This window comes from Isoptericola aurantiacus, from assembly GCF_044769875.1.
GTDB classification, from domain to species: domain Bacteria; phylum Actinomycetota; class Actinomycetes; order Actinomycetales; family Cellulomonadaceae; genus Isoptericola; species Isoptericola aurantiacus.
In genome coordinates this window covers 180,552-197,333 of the sequence record NZ_JBJBAE010000006.1, presented here as the reverse complement: position 1 = coordinate 197,333, position 16,782 = coordinate 180,552, and the positions used below count along the sequence as shown (strand labels likewise).

Sequence of the window (16,782 nt, the reverse complement as noted above, 5' to 3'; positions counted from 1 at the left end):
CGTACCTAGGCTCACCTCCGTGCACGACCGCTACGGATCCGACGTCCTCGCCGCCGCCTCGTCCCGCGCCCCGGGCGCACCCGACGGCTCGGCCCACCACCGGCGACATCCGACGTCGCAGCCGCGGCCGGCCGACCTCGGCCTCGTCGTCGAGGAGGTCGGCACCGGCTGGGTCGGCGCCGTCGTCCGGGTGGAGAAGTCCGGCGGCGTGCACCTGGTGGTGCTGGAGGACCGCCGGGGCCGCACCCGATCGTTCCCGCTCGGCCCGGGGTTCTGGGTCGACGGCGCACCCGTCGAGCTGACGGCGCCGGTCACGTCACGGGCGCCCGCGGCACCGGCACGCACCGCGTCCGGCTCGGTGGCCGTCCACGGCGGGCGGGCCAGGGTCGCCCGGGGCTCGCGCATCTGGGTCGAGGGCAAGCACGACGCCGAGCTGGTCGAGAAGGTCTGGGGCGACGACCTGCGCGTCGAGGGCGTCGTCGTGGAGATGCTCGACGGCGTCGACCACCTCGACGAGGCGCTGGCAGAGTTCGGCCCCACGCCGGAGCGGCGCGTCGGCGTCCTGGTGGACCACCTCGTGCGGGGGTCCAAGGAGCAGCGGATCACGGACGCCGCGCTGCGCCACGTGCCCGCCGGGACGGTGCTGGTGCTCGGTCACCCGTACGTCGACGTCTGGCAGGCGGTCAAGGCGCCCCGGCTCGGGCTGCAGACCTGGCCGACCATCGAGCGGGGGACGGAGTGGAAGCTCGGAATCCTGCGGGAGCTGGGCTGGCCAGCGTCCGGCCCGGCCGACGTCGGACGGGCCTGGCAGCGGATCCTGGCCTCCGTGCGCGACTTCCGAGACCTCGACCCGGCCCTGCTGGGCCGGGTCGAGGAGCTCATCGACTTCGTGACGGCCTGATCAGGCGATGCCGTCACGCCGGGCGTAGTGGTTGACCTTCTCCGAGATGTTCACCACCGCCTGGAAGACCTCCAGCCCGATGCGCCAGATCGCCAGGTAGACCAGCGCGACGATCCAGCTGAAGAGGATCCCGAGCAGGCCGATGTACCACTGGTCGGAGAACAGCGTCACGAACGACGCGATGAAGGCGATGACCCACCAGATCGCGATGAGGATCGTCACGATGACGTAGACGATCTTGACGATCTTCGGGGTCACGTAGTTGTTGAACGAGAAGTCGAACAACGAGCCGAGCAGACCCTTGGTGTCGTCACGCGCGACCCCCGCCGCCGAGGACGCCGCGTTGGCGTAGAAGGGCTGCTGACCCGGCGGCTGCTGGCCGCCGGCCTGCTGCTGGTACGGCTCCTGGGGCGGCTGGTAGGGCTGCTGCGGGGGCTGGTACGGCTGCTGCGGAGGCGTGGGACGCTCCGGCTCCTGGCCGTACGGGTCCTCCGGACGTCCGGGCGGGGTGGGCGGGTTCTCGCTCATCGTTCCTCCTGTCGGTGCGGACTGCGACCGGCACCAGACTCGACCCTCACCAGGCACTTCGCCACCGGTGGACGCCCGTCTGTCCCGGATGTGGGATTCGCACCCCGCGTCCTGGAAGGATGGACCCATGACACAGACACCGCCTCCCCCCGGCGACGCGCCACGGCCCCTCGCGCAGTCCGACGAGCGCACGTGGGCGATCTTCGCCCACATCGGTCCCCTCCTCGTCGGGATCATCAGCGCCGGGTGGCTCGGGTTCGTCGCCCCGCTGGTCATCTGGCTCGTGCTGCGCGACCGCAGCGCCTTCGTGGCCGACCAGGCCAAGGAGGCGCTGAACTTCCAGATCACCCTGCTCATCGGCACCGCGATCGGGTGGCTGACCGTGGGGCTGCTGGTCGGGTGGCTCGTGCTCGCGGCCGTGTGGGTGGTCGGTATCGTGCTGGCGATCATCGCGGCGATCACCGTCAACCGGTACGAGGCCTACCGCTACCCGCTCACGCTGCGCCTGGTGAAGTGACCCCGGGTGACGTGACACCTGGCCCGCCGGGCCCTGCGAGGAAGGACCAGCCCGGGTGAACCGGGTGAACTTTCCTCAAGTCTCGGTCAACCGGGCCCGCGGGCACTCCTGCGGTCAGTAGCGTGCCACCGGCCGATCCGCACAAAGACGACACACGGGAGATTCCGTTGACCGAGCCGACACCGCCGAACCCCCAGCAGCCGCAGCAGCAGCAGGTGCCGCCCCAGCCCCCGTACGCCCCGGCAGGGCCCGCACCCGTCACGCCTCAGGACGAGCGCACCTGGTCGATCGTCGCCCACGCCGGCGGCATCGTGGTCGGGTTCATCGCGCCGCTGATCGTGTGGCTCGTCTACCGCGACCGCAGCGCGCGCCTGGACCATCAGGCCAAGGAGGCGCTGAACTTCCAGCTCACCCTGCTGATCGCCTACGTCGGGTTCCCGATCGTGTTCGGCTTCATCGCCGTCATCCCGATCATCGGCCTGATCAGCGTCCTCGGTGGGCTGCTGGTCTTCGCCGCCTGGGTCTGCGCCGTGATCTTCGGCATCCTCGGCGCCGTGGCGGCCTCGCGCGACGAGGCGTACACCTATCCGTTCAAGGTCACGTTCATCAAGTGAGCCCGGTCCCCTGCCCGGTCACGCCGGGCAGGGATCAGGCCGTCAGCTCGCGCACGACGGCGTCGGCCAGCAGCCGGCCGCGTCGCGTCAGCAGCGCGCGGCCCCGCACGGCGGCCGTACCGTCCAGCAGCTCGCGGGCCACGAGCCCGGCGACGGCGCGACGGCCCGCCGCGTCCAGCACGCCGAGGTCGAGCCCGTCGGCGAGACGCACACCGAGCATCACGTGCTCCAGGTGCGCCTCGCCGGCGGTCAGCAGCTCACGGCCCGCACCGGGCGAGCGGCCCGCCTCGAGCAGCGCCGCGTAGCGCCGCGGGTGCTTGACGTTCCACCAGCGCACCCCCGCGGGTGCTGCGTCGACGACGTCGGCCCCGCCGCCCACGTAGGAGTGCGCGCCCGGGCCGATGCCCCACCAGTCGTCCCCGCGCCAGTAGGCCAGGTTGTGGCGGCAGGCGTGGGACTCACCGCGCGCCCAGTTGCTCACCTCGTACCAGTCGAGCCCCGCGGCGGTGAGCAGGTCGTCGGCGATCTCGTACTTGGCGGCCTGGTCGTCCTCGTCCGGGAGGGTCAGCTCGCCGCGGCGCACCTGGGCCGCCATCTTCGTCCCCTGCTCCACCACCAGCGCGTACGCGGAGACGTGGTCGACACCGGTGGCGAGCGCCGCCTCGACCGACGCGCGCCAGTCGTCCTGCGACTCCCCCGGTGTGCCGTAGATGAGGTCCAGCGAGACGTCCAGCCCGGCCTCGCGCGCCCACCGCACGACGTCGGGCACCCGCGCCGGGTCGTGCGTGCGCTCCAGGGTGGCCAGCACGTGCGGGACGGCGGACTGCATCCCGAACGACACCCGGGTGAAGCCCGCCTCGGCCAGCACCGCCAGGTACTCGGGCGTGACCGAGTCGGGGTTCGCCTCCGTGCTCACCTCGGCACCCGGAGCCAGCCCCCACGCGTCCCGGACACCGGAGAGGATCCGCGCCAGGTCGCCGGCGGGCAGCATCGTGGGCGTGCCGCCGCCGAAGAACACCGTGGAGACCTCGCGTCCGCCGCGGCCGGCGTCGTCCAGCACGCGCGCGGCGAGGTCCACCTCGCGCAGCGCTGTCGTCGCGTACGCGACCTGGGAGGCACCGCCACCGAGCTCGGAGGCGGTGTAGGTGTTGAAGTCGCAGTAGCCGCAGCGCACCGAGCAGAACGGCACGTGCACGTACACGCCGAACCGCCCGCGGGCCGCGCCGCCGGCGAGCTGCGGCAGCGCACCGTCGTCGGGCACGGGTGTGCCGTCGGGCAGGGCGGGCACTACTTCTTCTTGTCCTTGCCGCCGCCGTCGGAACCGTCGGAGGAGAGCGCGGTGATGAAGGCCTCCTTGGGGACCTCGACCGCCCCGATGTTCTTCATCCGCTTCTTGCCCTCCTTCTGCTTCTCGAGCAGCTTGCGCTTGCGGGAGATGTCACCGCCGTAGCACTTGGCGAGCACGTCCTTGCGGATGGCGCGCACCGTCTCGCGAGCGATGACGCGTGCGCCGACGGCCGCCTGGATCGGCACCTCGAACTGCTGGCGCGGGATGATCTCCTTGAGCTTGTTCGTCATCCGCACCCCGTACTCGTAGGCCGCGTCCTTGTGCACGATGGCGCTGAACGCGTCGACCTGGTCGCCCTGCAGCAGGATGTCGACCTTGACCAGGTCGGCCACCTGGTCGGAGGTCGGCTCGTAGTCCAGCGAGGCGTACCCGCGGGTGCGCGACTTGAGCGCGTCGAAGAAGTCGAACACGATCTCGGCCAGCGGCAGCGTGTACCGCAGCTCGACCCGGTCCTCGGACAGGTAGTCCATGCCCTGCATCGTGCCGCGACGGTCGTTGCACAGCCCCATGACCGCACCGACGAACTCGCTGGGCGTCAGGACGGTCGCCCGCACCACCGGCTCGTGGACCTCGCGGATCTTGCCGCCCGGGAACTCCGAGGGGTTGGTCACCTTCACCGTGGTGCCGTCCTCGAGCACGACGTCGTAGACCACGTTGGGCGCCGTGGAGATGAGGTCCAGGTCGAACTCGCGCTCCAGGCGCTCGCGCACGATCTCCAGGTGCAGCAGCCCGAGGAACCCGACGCGGAACCCGAAGCCGAGCGCCACCGACGTCTCCGGCTCGTAGTTGAGCGCGGCGTCGTTGAGCTTGAGCTTGTCCAGGGCGTCGCGCAGCGTCGGGTAGTCCGACCCGTCGATCGGGTACAGGCCCGAGAACACCATCGGCTTGGGGTCGGCGTACCCGCCGAGCGCCTGCTCCGCGGGTCGGTTGGCCGTGGTGACCGTGTCGCCGACCTTCGACTGGCGCACGTCCTTGACGCCGGTGATGAGGTAGCCGACCTCGCCGACGCCCAGCCCGTTGGTCTTGATGGGCTCCGGGGAGATCACGCCGATCTCGAGCAGCTCGTGCGTGGCCCGCGTCGACATCATCTGGATGCGCTCGCGCGGGTTGAGCTCGCCGTCGACCGCCCGCACGTACGTGACCACGCCGCGGTAGGTGTCGTAGACCGAGTCGAAGATCATGGCGCGGGCCGGCGCGTCCGGGTCGCCGACCGGTGCCGGGATGCGGTCCACGATCCGGTCGAGCAGCGCCTCGACGCCCTCACCCGTCTTGCCGGAGACCTTGAGCACGTCCTCGGGGTCCCCGCCGACCAGGTTCGCCAGCTCCAGAGCGTACTTCTCCGGCTGCGCCGCCGGCAGGTCGATCTTGTTCAGGACCGGGATGATCTCCAGGTCGTTCTCCATGGCCAGGTACAGGTTGGCCAGGGTCTGCGCCTCGATGCCCTGCGCGGCGTCCACGAGCAGCACGGCACCCTCGCAGGCGGCCAGCGAGCGGGAGACCTCGTAGGTGAAGTCGACGTGACCCGGGGTGTCGATCATGTTCAGCGCGTACGGCTCGGCTCCGAGCTGCCACGGCATGCGCACGGCCTGCGACTTGATGGTGATGCCGCGCTCGCGCTCGATGTCCATCCGGTCGAGGTACTGCGCCCGCGCGTCCCGCGGCTGCACCACCCCCGTGAGCTGCAGCATCCGGTCCGCGAGGGTCGACTTGCCGTGGTCGATGTGCGCGATGATGCAGAAGTTGCGGATCAGCTCGGGCGCCGTGGCGTTCGGCTGGATGCGCTCGCTCAGCGCGGCGGTCGGGATGGGCAACGCGTCTCGCTCCGTCGGGTCGGGGCCTGCAGGGGTGGGCCCGCACATTGTCCCACGCCCCCGGTGGCCGCCGTGGCACGATCTCGACGCCCGACGGCGGGACCGGCCCTGGGGCGGGACGCACCGCCCCGCTACGTTGGGCCGCGTGACCACGCACGCCTCCGCCGTCGACCCCACCTCCGGGCGCCGCACCGACGGCGCACCGGACCTGGACCGCCTCGGCCTGCTGACCGACCTGCAGGCGTCGTTCGCCGCCGGGATCGCCGGTGCCGACTCTGCGGCTCCCGTGCCCGCGTGCGGGAAGTGGCGGGTGGCGGACCTGGTGGTGCACCTCGGCCGGATCCACCACTGGGCCGCGGGCCAGGCGCGCCGGCAGCAGGAGACACCTCTCGGACGGGGGCCCTTCGACCTCGGACCGTTCTACACCGCGCAGGCTGCCGAGCTGCGGGGGACGCTGGCCGACCTGGGCCCCGACGCCACCTCCTGGACGCTGCTCGGGAACGGACCCGCCTCGTTCTGGCACCGGCGCCAGCTCCACGAGACGCTCGTGCACCTGCACGACCTGCGCGCCGCCGCGCTGGGCTCCGCGGAGGCCGTCGCCCGCGAGCGCCCGATCGACGTCCCCGCACCGGTGTGGGCGGACACCGTCGACGAGGTCGTGCGGATGTTCCAGCCGCGCCAGGTGCGGCTCGGACGGATGGAGCCGCTTCCGGCCACCGTGCGCCTCATGGCCGCCGACACCGGCGACACGTGGACGCTCGGCGGTCAGGACGCGGACCGCCCGGCGAGCGACGCACCGTCGGCCACCCTGACGGCGACCGCGCACGACCTGGCGCTGGTCCTGTGGGGCCGCCGCCCGCTCGCCGGCACCGACGTCGACGTCGCGGGCGATCCCGCAGCCGTGGACGCGGCGCTCGCGGCCCGCATCGTGCCCTGACCGGACGAGGGCTGAGACGCTGTCCGCCCGCCCCGGCGCGCCGCCCGGTGCTTGACTGGCCACCGGTCCGTCGTCGAACCCCAGGAGCTCCCGTGCCGCAGTCCCCCGTGGAGGTGTCGGTCTCGGGTGCCGTCGCCGAGGTCACGCTCTGCCGTCCCGCCGCCCGCAACGCCCTGGACCTGCCGCTGAAGCAGGCGCTCGTCCGGGCGCTGGGCGATGTCGGCAGCGACCCCGCGGTCCGGGCCGTGGTCCTGACCGGCCGCGGCCCCGCGTTCTGCGTCGGACAGGACCTGCGCGAGCACGCCGCGGCGCTGGAGACCGGCGCCTGGGCCGAGCAGCGCACCGTGGAGCGGCACTACAACCCGATCGTGACGAGCCTGGCCACGATGCCCAAGCCCGTGGTGGCGGCCGTGCACGGCGCCTGCGTCGGGGCGGGTCTGGGCCTCGCGCTGGCCTGCGACCTGCGGGTGCTGGCCACCGACGCCGTCCTGGGCACCGCCTTCACCGGCATCGGCCTCACCTTCGACTCCGGGCTGTCGGTCACCCTGACCCGCGCCGTCGGGGCGGCCCGGGCCCGGGAGATCGTGCTGCGCGGGGAGACGTTCGACGCCACGAGCGCCGTCGCGTGGGGCATCGCGGGCCAGGTGGTGCCGCCGTCGGACGTCCTGACCGAGGCGCGAGCGCTCGCCGAACGCCTGGCCGCCGGCCCCACCGCCGCCTATGCCGCGTCGAAACGGCTCGTGGCCGCGGCGCTCGACCGCCCGCTGGCCGTGTCGCTCGCCGCCGAGGCCCGCGAGCAGGACGCCCTGGTGCGCACCGCCGACCACCAGGGTGCGGTGCGCGCGTTCCTGGCCAAGGAGACGCCCCGGTTCAGCGGTCAGGCTCCGCCGTCCCCAGCCGGGTCATCTCGACCGTGACCTCCAGCTCGCTCGCCCCCGCGCCCGCGTAGACGCCCTTGAGCGGCGGGACGTCGCCGTACTCGCGGCCGCGGCCGATCACGACGTGGTCGTGACCCACGAACGTCCGGTTGGTCGGGTCGTAGCCGACCCACTCCCCGGCCCACCACTCCAGCCAGGCGTGCGACTCCCCCTGCACGGTGGCCCCGACGGGGGCGTCCGGTTCCGGGTGCAGGTAGCCCGAGACGTAGCGCGCGGGGATGCCGACCGATCGCAGCGCACCGATACCGAGGTGCGCCATGTCCTGGCAGACGCCGGTGCGCGAGGACCAGGCGTCCGCCGCCGGGCTGTGCACCGTCGTCACGCCCGGGACGTACTCGAGCCGGTCCCGCACCGCCACGCACACCGCCTGGGCGGCGTCGGACAACGGCATCCCCGCCGCGACCTCCAGGGCGAGCGCCGCGACGTCGTCGGGGACCGCCGTCGTCGCCGTCTCCGCCAGGAACGGCGAGTGCGCGTCGCGCGCCGCGTCCCCGCCCAGGTCCGCCCAGTCGACGTCGGCGCGGAGGGGAGGCGGCGCGCCCACGTCCACCGTCGAGGTCGACACGATCTCGAGGCGGTCGTGCGGACGCAGCACCTCGAAAATCGTCACGGCCGTGCCCCAGTAGTCGACGTAGGAGTCGGTCCAGGTGTGCGGCGAGACCTCGACCTCCGCCGACCGCACACGCTGCCGCGCGTCGTCGGCCGGGAGCATCCTGGCCTCGTTGTACGACGCCGTCACCGCGTCGGAGTACTCGAAGCTCGTGGTGTGCACCACCCGCAGCAGGCTCACAGCGCCTCCCCCACCCAGGCCGTCGCGTTCGTCGGCGACGGGAAGTATCGGTCTCGGATCGCCTCGCTGGCCCGGGAGCACGCCTCCTGGACGTGCTCCATCGCCGCCGGCAGGTCCTCCAGCGTCTCGGAGCGCCGGGCGAACTCGAGGCGTGAGCGCACGATGCCGAGCTCACGGACGGCCTCGTCGCTCACCTCGCGGCGCTCCTCGACGGGCTCGAGGGCCCGCAGCGCCCGGCCCGCCGACCCCAGCGCGTAGACGATGGTGCGCGGGAAGAGCCGGTCGAGCACCAGGAACCCCGCGGCGTCGGCGTCCGAGGTGCGGCCCCGGTGGGCCCGCAGGTAAGCCTCGTGGGCTCCGCAGGAACGCAGCAGCGTGGTCCAGCCCGGTCCGGCGGCGCCCAGCCGTGCCTGCGTCGTCAGCAGCCGGGCGGTCATGTCGGCACGCTCGATCGACTGCCCGAGCACCATGAAGTGCCACGTCGCGTCGTGCGGCGTGGCCGACTCCATCAGACCCGCGACGACCGCGGCCCGCTGGCGCACCCACGAGAAGAATTCGTGGGGTGTCTCGCGGTGGCCCACCGGACCGACCTGGTTGCGCGTGGTGTTGAGGGTCTCCCACAGCTCGGTCGAGACGATCTCCCGCGCCCGCCGCGCGTTCTCGCGGGCGGCGACGAGCGCCCCGGCGATCGAGGACGGGTTGGCCGGGTCGTGGGCGAGCAGGCGCAGGACCGTCTCGCGGCCGACCGTCCCCTCCTCGGGCGGGGCGGGATGATCCATGATCGCCAGCAGCGACCGGCAGGCGAGGGACTCCTCGGCCCACGGGTCCTCCGAGAGCAGCTGGACGTGCACGTCCAGGATCCGGGCCGTGTCGTCGGCCCGCTCCACGTAGCGCCCGATCCAGAAGAGCGCCTCGGCGATGCGGCTCAGCACCGGACCACCTCCTCCTGAGTGTCCCGGCGTCTGCGACGGCGACCCTGCTGCTGCTGTTGCTGCTGCTGGCCCAGGGCGCCGACGGCGTCGGCCGGGTTGGTGTCGATCGGTACACCGGGTGCGGCGGTCGGCGGAAGGGTGCCGTGCGGACCTGCCACGCCGCCGACGGCGATCTCCCCGGTGGGCGGGACCCGCCGGTCCTGCAGCACCCAGGTGTCCTTGGACCCGCCGCCCTGGGAGCTGTTCACCACGAGCTGGCCCTCGGCCAGCGCCACCCGGGTCAGTCCGCCCGGCAGCACCCAGACGTCGTCGCCGTCGTTGACGGCGAACGGTCGCAGGTCCACGTGGCGGGGCCGGAACGCGCCGTCGACGTACGTCGGTGCCGTGGAGAGCTGCACCACCGGCTGCGCCACCCAGCCGCGCGGGTCGGTGACCAGGCGGGAGCGCAGCACGGCGAGCTCGGCACGGGAGGCGTCCGGCCCGACGACGATGCCCTTGCCACCCGAACCGTCCACGGGCTTGACGACGAGCTCGTCCAGGCGGTCGAGGACCTCGGTGAGCGACTCCGGGTCCTCGAGCCGCCAGGTGTCGACGTTGCTCAGCACCGGCTCCTCACCCAGGTAGTAGCGCACGAGGTCGGGGAGGTAGGTGTAGACGAGCTTGTCGTCCGCGACGCCGTTGCCGATCGCGTTGGCCAGCGTGACGGTGCCCCGCCGGGCACAGTCCACCAGCCCTGGCACCCCCAGCACGGAGTCGGCGCGGAACCGCACCGGGTCGAGGAAGGCGTCGTCGACCCGGCGGTAGATGACGTCCACCCGCCGCGGCCCCGCCGTCGTGCGCATGTACACGCGCCCCGCGGCGCAGTACAGGTCGCGCCCCTCGACGAGCTCGACGCCCATGAGCCGGGCCAGCAGCGCGTGCTCGTAGTAGGCGGAGTTGAACACGCCCGGGGTGAGCACGACGACGGTCGGGTCCGGTGCGCCGTCCGGTGCGGCGGCGTCCAGAGCGGCCCGCAGGTGCCGCGGGTAGTCGACGACGCTGCGCACCCGCAGCTCGGAGAACAGCTCGGGGAAGGTGCGCACCATCGCCTGCCGGTTGGCGAGGACGTAGCTGACGCCCGACGGCACGCGGACGTTGTCCTCCAGCACGCGGAACTCCCCGGCCTCGTCACGGACCAGGTCGACGCCCGCCACGTGGCAGCGCACCCCGTTGGGCGGCTCGATGCCGTGCGCCTCGCGCTGGAACTCCCGGCTGGACAGCACGAGCCGACGCGGCACGACGCCGTCACGCACCGCCTCCTGCGGCCCGTACACGTCGGCCAGGAACGCCTCCAGGGCACGCACCCGCTGCTGCACGCCCCGGGTGATGCGGTCCCAGTCGCCCGGTTCCACCACCCGGGGCACGACGTCGAGGGGGAACGGGCGTTCCTCACCGGCGACGTCGAAGGTGATCCCCTGCGCCAGGTAGGAGCTGCCGAGGGCCTCGGCGCGCGTGGACACCTCGTCCGGCGTCAGGGAGGCGAGGGTGTCGTGCACCGGGCCGTAGCGGGGACGGACACGGCGCTCGTGGTCGAGCAGCTCGTCGAACGCCCGGCCGAGCGCGTAGTCGTCGAAGAGGTCCGCCATGCACGCACGCTAGACGGCGCGGACGGCCCCCAGGTTCCGGGCATGTTTCGCCCCGGTGTCGCCCCGTAGGCTGACGGCCGTGACGACGCACCGCTGGAGGAACCTGCTGCGGGGGACGGCCCGCGCGATCGGCTCGACGCTGACCCGGGGACGTCCCCGGTCCCGGTCCCGGTCGGTGCCGCGGCCCGGGCCGGCGGCACGTCCGGCCGGCTACCCGGGCGACTTCACCGGCGTCGTGCGGCCCGTGTACGCCCCGCACCTGGACGGCGCACCCGACCCGGGCGAGGTCGTGTGGGCCTGGGTGCCGTACGAGGAGGACCACAGCCGCGGCAAGGACCGGCCCGTGCTCCTCGTCGGCCGCGACGGACCGTGGCTGCTCGCCCTGCAGCTCACCAGCAAGGACCACGACGCCGACGCGCTGCAGGAGGCCCGGTACGGCCGCATCTGGATGGACGTCGGCACGGGCGCCTGGGACTCCCGGCGCCGGCCCAGCGAGGTGCGGGTCGACCGCGTCGTGCGGCTCGCGCCGGACGGCGTGCGCCGCGAGGGCGCCGTGCTCGACCGGAAGGTCTTCGACCAGGTGGTCACCGCGATGGGGCGCGCCCGGAGGTGACGCGTGAGCCGGGTCGAGTCGGTGCGCCCGCCGACCCGGATCGGCGTCCGCTGAGGGGTGGCTCACACCCCCGCCGGCGGTGTTCCCGCACCGACGCCGCCCTGGTAGAGTTGATCCTCGCGTGTCCGCCCAGGTCGGCGGGCACAGCCACGGTTCCTCTCCACGGGTTCCCCACCCCAGTCCCGGAGCTGTGGCCGCCCTCTACGACCTATCCGCTCGCCGACAGGCGAACACACCAGGAAGTACACCAGTGGCAAACATCAAGTCCCAGATCAAGCGCATCAAGACGAACGAGAAGGCGCGCCAGCGCAACCGGATCGTCAAGTCCGAGCTGAAGACGCACGTGCGCAAGGTCCGCGCCGCCGTCGCCGCCGGCGACAAGGAGGCCGCGCAGGCCTCCCTGAAGACCGCGTCGCGCAAGCTCGACAAGGCTGTCTCGAAGGGCGTCATCCACGTCAACCAGGCCGCGAACCGCAAGTCGGCCCTCGCGAAGTCCGTCGACGCGCTCTGACGTCGACCGACCCGGCCTGACGAGGGCGCCGCTCCCCACGGGGAGCGGCGCCCTCGTGCCGTTTGCCCGTCGATGACGGGCCGCGCCGGTCCTACCGGGTCCCGCGCGCGGCCGCGATCGACAGCACCGCCTTCTCCACCGCGTAGACCGGGTCGCGGCCACCTCCCTTGACGTCGGCGTCCGCCTGCGCGACGGCGGTGATGGCGGACGCCAGCCCCTCGGGCGTCCAGCGGGCCAGGTCCCGGTTCGCGTTGCGCACCTGCCAGTCCTGCAGCCCCAGCTCGCGCGCCGTCGTCGACCCGCCGCGGATCGCCGCGACCCGGGCCAGCGTCCGCAGCCGCAGCGCGAGCGCGGCGACCACCGGAACCGGGTCCGCACCCGTGGCCAGCGCGTGCCGCAGCAACGACACCGCGGCCCCGGCGTCGCCCGCCACCGCGGCGTCCGCGACCTTGAACCCGGTGGCCTCGACCCGACCGCCGTAGTAGCGGTCCACCACCTGCTCGCCGATGGTGCCCGTGGTGTCGGCGACGAGCTGGGCGCAGGCGGCCGCGAGCTCACGCAGGTCGTTGCCCAGGGCGTCGACGAGCGCCCGCACCGCCGCGGGTTCGGCCCGGCGGCGCGCGGCCTTGAACTCCCCCGCCACGAACGACGTCTTGTCCGCGTCCCGCGTGATCGCGTCGCACTGCAGCACGGGCGCCCCCGAGGCGCGGACCGCGTCGAGCATCCGCTTGCCGCGGTTCCCGCCGCCGTGCACGACGACGACCGTGGTCTCCGGGTCGGGTGCGGCCACGTAGTCGACCACGTCCGCGACCAGGTCCTCCGTGCAGGCCTCCGCGCCGCGCACCACGACGACCTTCGCCTCGCCGAACAGCGACGGGCTCGCGGCGACCGTCAGGCTGCCACCCGTGTACTCGGGAGCCTGCAGCTCGACCTTCTCGACCTCCGGGTCGCGCTCGCGGGCCAGCGCCACGACGCCGTCGACCGCGCGCTCGGCCAGCAGGGCCTCCGGTCCGCGCACCAGGACCACCGGTGCGAGCACCGGCTGGTCCCACGGCGTGGCGTCGGCGGACGCGGAGCGCCGGGAACGAGAGCGAGAGGCAGCGGACGGCACGGGGTCAGCCTGCCAGACGGGACCGACATGCTCACGGTCGGCGCCGACCCCGGCCGCGGACCCCGCCGCCCCGATAGCCTGGACCCGTGCCTCGGATCCTCGTCGTCACCAACGACTTCCCGCCCCGGCAGGGTGGCATCGAGACGTTCGTCCACGCGATGACCTCGCGGTTCGACCCCGCCGACCTCGTCGTCTACACCTCGTCGACACCTGGCCAGGAGGAGTACGACCGCACGCTCGCCCACCCCGTCGTCCGCGCCCCCACCCGGATGCTGCTGCCCACGCCCGCCCGGACACGCGACGTGGTCCGGCTGGTCCAGGAGCACCGGTGCGAGGCCGTCTGGTTCGGCGCCGCCGCACCGCTGGGCCTCATGGCACCCACGCTGCGCCGTCGCACCGCGGTACGTCGCATGGTCGCCACCACCCACGGCCACGAGCTGTGGTGGGCCCGCGTGCCCGGCACCCGGGCCGCGCTGGCTCGCATCGGCCGGAACGTCGACCACCTGACGTACCTCTCCGACCGCACGGTCGGGACCCTGGCGCAGGTGGTGGGGCCCGACGTCGCGGCCCGCGCCGTGCGCCTCTCCCCCGGCGTCGACCCGGAGACGTTCGCCGGTGTCGACCCCGTCGGCGGCCGCGAGGTCCGCGCACGGTACGGCATCCCCGCCGACGCCCCGGTGGTGCTGTGCGCCGCCCGCCTGGTGGCGCGCAAGGGTCAGGACACCCTGGTCCGGGCCATGCCCGCCGTGCTGCGGGACGTCCCCGCGGCGCGCCTGCTGATCGTCGGTGACGGCCCGGACGCCGACCGCCTGCGCCGGCTGGTGGCCGAGCTCGGCCTCGGCGACCGCGTCGTGCTGGCCGGCGGGCACCCGCACACCGCCATGCCGGCGTTCTACGCCGCCTCCGACGTCTTCGCCATGCCCTCCCGCAGCCGTCGCGGCGGACTGGAGGTCGAAGGGCTCGGCATCGTCTACCTCGAGGCGCAGGCCGCCGGGTTGCCCGTGCTCGTCGGTGACTCCGGTGGCGCCCCGGACGCGGTGCAGGACGGCGAGACGGGGTTCGTCGTCGACGGCACCGACCCCGACGACGTCGCCGACCGGCTGCGGCTCCTCCTCGGCGACCCCGAGCGCCGCCGTCGCCTGGGCGCCGCGGGGCCCGGGTGGGTGCGGGGCGCCTGGACCTGGGACCAGCGGTTCGAGATCCTCCAGGGGCTGCTGACACCCTGACCGCCCGAGGCGACCCGACCCGCGGGGGTCACCCGCCCCCGCGGGTGCCCGCCGCGCCGCCACCGCGTCCGCCCGGCGACGTGCTTGCATGGCCCGGTGGATCTCGCGTTGCAGCCCGCCCTGCCGTTCGCCGCCCGCCGACCACGGCTCCTGGGCCGGCACGAGGAGGTCGAGACGGTGCTCGGTGCGGTCGACCGGGCCGACCAGGCCGTCGTGACCGTCACCGGCCCGGGCGGCAGCGGCAAGACCTCGCTCGCCGTCGAGGTGGGCCACCGGCTCGCCGTCCAGTACGGCCGCCGGTGGTTCGTCGACCTCACCGCGCTCGACCGGGCCGACGACGTCGCGGCCCACACCGCCCACCGGATCGGCCTGCGCGCCGGCGAGCAGGAGCCCGTGCGGGTGCTCGTCGACGAGCTGCGCCGGGGGCCTGCGCTGGTCGTCCTCGACAACTGCGAGCACGTCCTGGACACCGTGGCCGAGATGGTGGGCACCCTCACGGCGGCCTGCCCCGAGCTCACCGTCCTGGCCACCAGCCGCCGCCCGCTCGACGTCCCTGCCGAACGCGTCGTCGCGCTCGATCCGCTCGCCGTCGACGGCCCCGGAGGGACCCCCGGACCTGCGGTCCACCTGCTGGCCGCACGGGGGCGATCCGCGGGCGCGGGCACGAGCGTCGACGGTCCGGAACGCGCCGACCTCACCGCGGTCTGCCGCCTGCTCGACGGGCTGCCCCTGGCGATCGTCCTGGCCGCGCCCCGCCTGCGGACGATGAGCCCTGGCGAGCTGGCCGACCGGCTGGCCGTCGACCTGTCCCTGCCCGCGCTGCGGGGCGGGGCCGAGCACCAGCGGACCTTGCGCGCCTCCCTCGACTGGAGCGTGGACCTCCTGCCGGCGGCCGCCGCCGACCTCTACCGGCGCGCGGGGGTGTTCGCCGGCGCGTTCGACGCCGCAGCCTGCGCGGCGGTGTCCGGCACCGGCACGACGACGGACGTGCCGGCGCTGCTGGACGAGCTCGTCGAGCACTCCCTGCTCGTCGCGGACACCACCCGGTCGCCGACGCGGTACCGGATGCTCGCCGTCGTGCGCGAGCACGCCCGCGCCACGACCGCAGCACCCGCCCGCGCGGAGGTGGCGGTGGCCCACCGCCGTCATCTCGCGGCCGCCGTCAGCACACCGCACGAGGGAGCGGCGTTCTTCACGCCGGCCGACGTCCGCCTCCTGGAGGATGTGCACGACGACGCCGTGGCCGCCCTGGACGGCGCGGTGCGCGCCGGGGACGCACCGGCCGTCACGGCCCTGCTGCTGGGTCTGTTGCGCTACTGGCGCATGACGGGGCGGATCCGGTTCGGGCTCGACCGCACGATCGCGGCGACGCCCGGGCTGGACGGTCCTGCGCGCGGGGTGGTGCTGCTCGTGCAGGCGGACCTGGAGCGTCTCCTGGGGCGGCTGGACGCGTCCGAGGAGCACGCACGCACCGGGATCGAGGCCGTCCGTGCCCTGGGTCCGGCAGCGGGCACGGCGCTGCCGACCGGGCTCGGGCTGCTCGGGGCCGTCGAGGCGGACCGCGGCCGCTACGACTCCGCCCGCGCCCTGTACCGGCAGGCCCGCGCGCTGTACGACCCGCAGGTCGAGCCCCGCCTGCACGCCATCTGGTGCGCGAACCTCGGGGAGCTGGAGCTGCGCGCCGGCGACGACGACGCGGCCCACCGGCATCTGGACGAGGCCCGCCGGCGGTTCGCGCTGGACCCGCACGTCTGGCTGGCGGGTCGCGTCCACGGGCACCTCGGGGAGCTCGCCCATCGGCGCGGCGACCTCTCCGCGGCCCGCGACCTCGTGCTGGCCGGACTCGACCGGCTCGCGGACTACGATGCGCTCGCCGAGGCCGCGCCCCTGGTCGACTCGCTCGGCGAGATCCTCGCCGACGCCGGTCGCGCCGACGACGCGACCCGGTGCCGTGCCGCGGCCGCCGGCATGCGCCGCCGCGTGGGGTCCCCGACCGGCACCGACGATCCGGCGACGGCCGAGGACGCCCTCGGCGTCGCCGACGTCGTGGCCCTGGTCCGCGCGACGCGGACGCCCACGGCGGACACCGGCGTGCTGACACCGCGCGAGACGGAGGTGGCCGGCCTGGTCGCCGAGGGGCTGACGAACCCGCAGATCGCCCGGCGGCTCGTCATCTCTCCCGGGACCGCACGTACCCACGTCGAGCGGATCCGCACCAAGCTCGGCGTCTCCACCCGGGTCCAGGTCGCACGGTGGGTCCTGGACAGATACGTCGAACGACGGACGCGCTGACCCGACCTGCCACGCCACCATGGGTGCGGGACCCGGGGCGTTCGAGACGCGCCCGGGTCGCGGGCCGACCCCCCCACGGCCCGCAGTG

At 74.0% G+C, this 16,782-nt stretch carries 16 protein-coding genes; 9 read left to right on the top strand and 7 right to left on the bottom strand.

All coding sequences use genetic code 11. From position 1 onward, the window contains the following. The first annotated feature begins 19 nt into the window (after positions 1-19). Positions 20-901, top strand: coding sequence for a DUF3097 domain-containing protein (locus tag ACIQLL_RS16045; RefSeq protein ID WP_402469273.1), 882 nt, complete (start codon positions 20-22; stop codon positions 899-901). Here the strand turns inward: ACIQLL_RS16045 and ACIQLL_RS16040 are convergent, their stop codons facing one another. Continuing rightward, positions 902-1,429: a DUF4282 domain-containing protein gene (locus ACIQLL_RS16040; protein ID WP_402469271.1), complete on the bottom strand. Its 528-nt coding sequence runs from the start codon at positions 1,427-1,429 to the stop codon at positions 902-904. It lies immediately after the preceding gene. A gap of 127 nt (positions 1,430-1,556) precedes the next feature. Here ACIQLL_RS16040 and ACIQLL_RS16035 point away from each other — a divergent pair, with 127 nt between their 5' ends. Next, on the top strand, positions 1,557-1,946 hold the full coding sequence (locus ACIQLL_RS16035) for a DUF4870 domain-containing protein (RefSeq protein ID WP_402469268.1): 390 nt from the start codon (positions 1,557-1,559) through the stop codon (positions 1,944-1,946). A 167-nt stretch (positions 1,947-2,113) separates the two neighbouring features. After that, positions 2,114-2,560: a DUF4870 domain-containing protein gene (locus tag ACIQLL_RS16030; protein WP_402469265.1), complete on the top strand. Its 447-nt coding sequence runs from the start codon at positions 2,114-2,116 to the stop codon at positions 2,558-2,560. A gap of 34 nt (positions 2,561-2,594) precedes the next feature. Here ACIQLL_RS16030 and hemW read toward each other — a convergent pair whose 3' ends face one another. Then, the gene (hemW, locus tag ACIQLL_RS16025; protein WP_402469262.1) at positions 2,595-3,848 is read right to left on the bottom strand and encodes a radical SAM family heme chaperone HemW; all 1,254 of its coding nucleotides are present in this window, start codon (positions 3,846-3,848) and stop codon (positions 2,595-2,597) included. Then, entirely contained in the window at positions 3,848-5,719 is a 1,872-nt protein-coding gene (lepA, locus tag ACIQLL_RS16020; RefSeq protein WP_402469260.1) for a translation elongation factor 4, read from the bottom strand. The genes hemW and lepA overlap by 1 nt, the downstream gene beginning before the upstream one ends. A gap of 145 nt (positions 5,720-5,864) precedes the next feature. Between lepA and ACIQLL_RS16015 the strand changes: the two genes are divergently transcribed. Together ACIQLL_RS16015 and ACIQLL_RS16010 are read left to right on the top strand one after the other, a co-directional pair. Beyond that, on the top strand, positions 5,865-6,656 hold the full coding sequence (locus ACIQLL_RS16015; protein WP_402469257.1) for a maleylpyruvate isomerase family mycothiol-dependent enzyme: 792 nt from the start codon (positions 5,865-5,867) through the stop codon (positions 6,654-6,656). A gap of 92 nt (positions 6,657-6,748) precedes the next feature. Continuing rightward, positions 6,749-7,573: an enoyl-CoA hydratase/isomerase family protein gene (locus tag ACIQLL_RS16010; RefSeq protein ID WP_402469255.1), complete on the top strand. Its 825-nt coding sequence runs from the start codon at positions 6,749-6,751 to the stop codon at positions 7,571-7,573. Here ACIQLL_RS16010 and ACIQLL_RS16005 read toward each other — a convergent pair. From ACIQLL_RS16005 to ACIQLL_RS15995, 3 genes are read right to left on the bottom strand one after another with little or no spacing between them, the layout of a single operon-like run. Beyond that, positions 7,527-8,384, bottom strand: coding sequence for a transglutaminase family protein (locus tag ACIQLL_RS16005; RefSeq protein ID WP_402469253.1), 858 nt, complete (start codon positions 8,382-8,384; stop codon positions 7,527-7,529). The two genes, ACIQLL_RS16010 and ACIQLL_RS16005, sit on opposite strands and share 47 nt — an antisense overlap. Then, positions 8,381-9,316, bottom strand: a complete 936-nt coding sequence (locus ACIQLL_RS16000; RefSeq protein ID WP_402469250.1) for an alpha-E domain-containing protein — start codon at positions 9,314-9,316, stop codon at positions 8,381-8,383. The genes ACIQLL_RS16005 and ACIQLL_RS16000 overlap by 4 nt, the downstream gene beginning before the upstream one ends. Further along, on the bottom strand, positions 9,310-10,941 hold the full coding sequence (locus ACIQLL_RS15995; protein ID WP_402469248.1) for a circularly permuted type 2 ATP-grasp protein: 1,632 nt from the start codon (positions 10,939-10,941) through the stop codon (positions 9,310-9,312). The genes ACIQLL_RS16000 and ACIQLL_RS15995 overlap by 7 nt, the downstream gene beginning before the upstream one ends. A gap of 79 nt (positions 10,942-11,020) precedes the next feature. Between ACIQLL_RS15995 and ACIQLL_RS15990 the strand changes: the two genes are divergently transcribed. Then, positions 11,021-11,554: a type II toxin-antitoxin system PemK/MazF family toxin gene (locus tag ACIQLL_RS15990; RefSeq protein ID WP_402469245.1), complete on the top strand. Its 534-nt coding sequence runs from the start codon at positions 11,021-11,023 to the stop codon at positions 11,552-11,554. Between the two features lie 250 nt (positions 11,555-11,804). After that, positions 11,805-12,065 carry a 30S ribosomal protein S20 gene (gene rpsT / locus ACIQLL_RS15985; protein ID WP_402469242.1) on the top strand — a complete coding sequence of 87 codons (261 nt, stop codon included), beginning with the start codon at positions 11,805-11,807 and terminating at the stop codon, positions 12,063-12,065. Between the two features lie 91 nt (positions 12,066-12,156). Here rpsT and holA read toward each other — a convergent pair whose 3' ends face one another. Next, positions 12,157-13,176, bottom strand: coding sequence for a DNA polymerase III subunit delta (gene holA, locus ACIQLL_RS15980; RefSeq protein ID WP_402469240.1), 1,020 nt, complete (start codon positions 13,174-13,176; stop codon positions 12,157-12,159). An 86-nt stretch (positions 13,177-13,262) separates the two neighbouring features. Here holA and ACIQLL_RS15975 point away from each other — a divergent pair, with 86 nt between their 5' ends. Continuing rightward, entirely contained in the window at positions 13,263-14,402 is a 1,140-nt protein-coding gene (locus ACIQLL_RS15975; RefSeq protein ID WP_402469237.1) for a glycosyltransferase family 4 protein, read from the top strand. 96 nt (positions 14,403-14,498) lie between these two features. Next, a complete protein-coding gene (locus tag ACIQLL_RS15970; RefSeq protein ID WP_402469235.1) occupies positions 14,499-16,694 on the top strand; it encodes an ATP-binding protein in 2,196 nt (731 codons plus the stop codon). Positions 16,695-16,782: the final 88 nt, after the last annotated feature.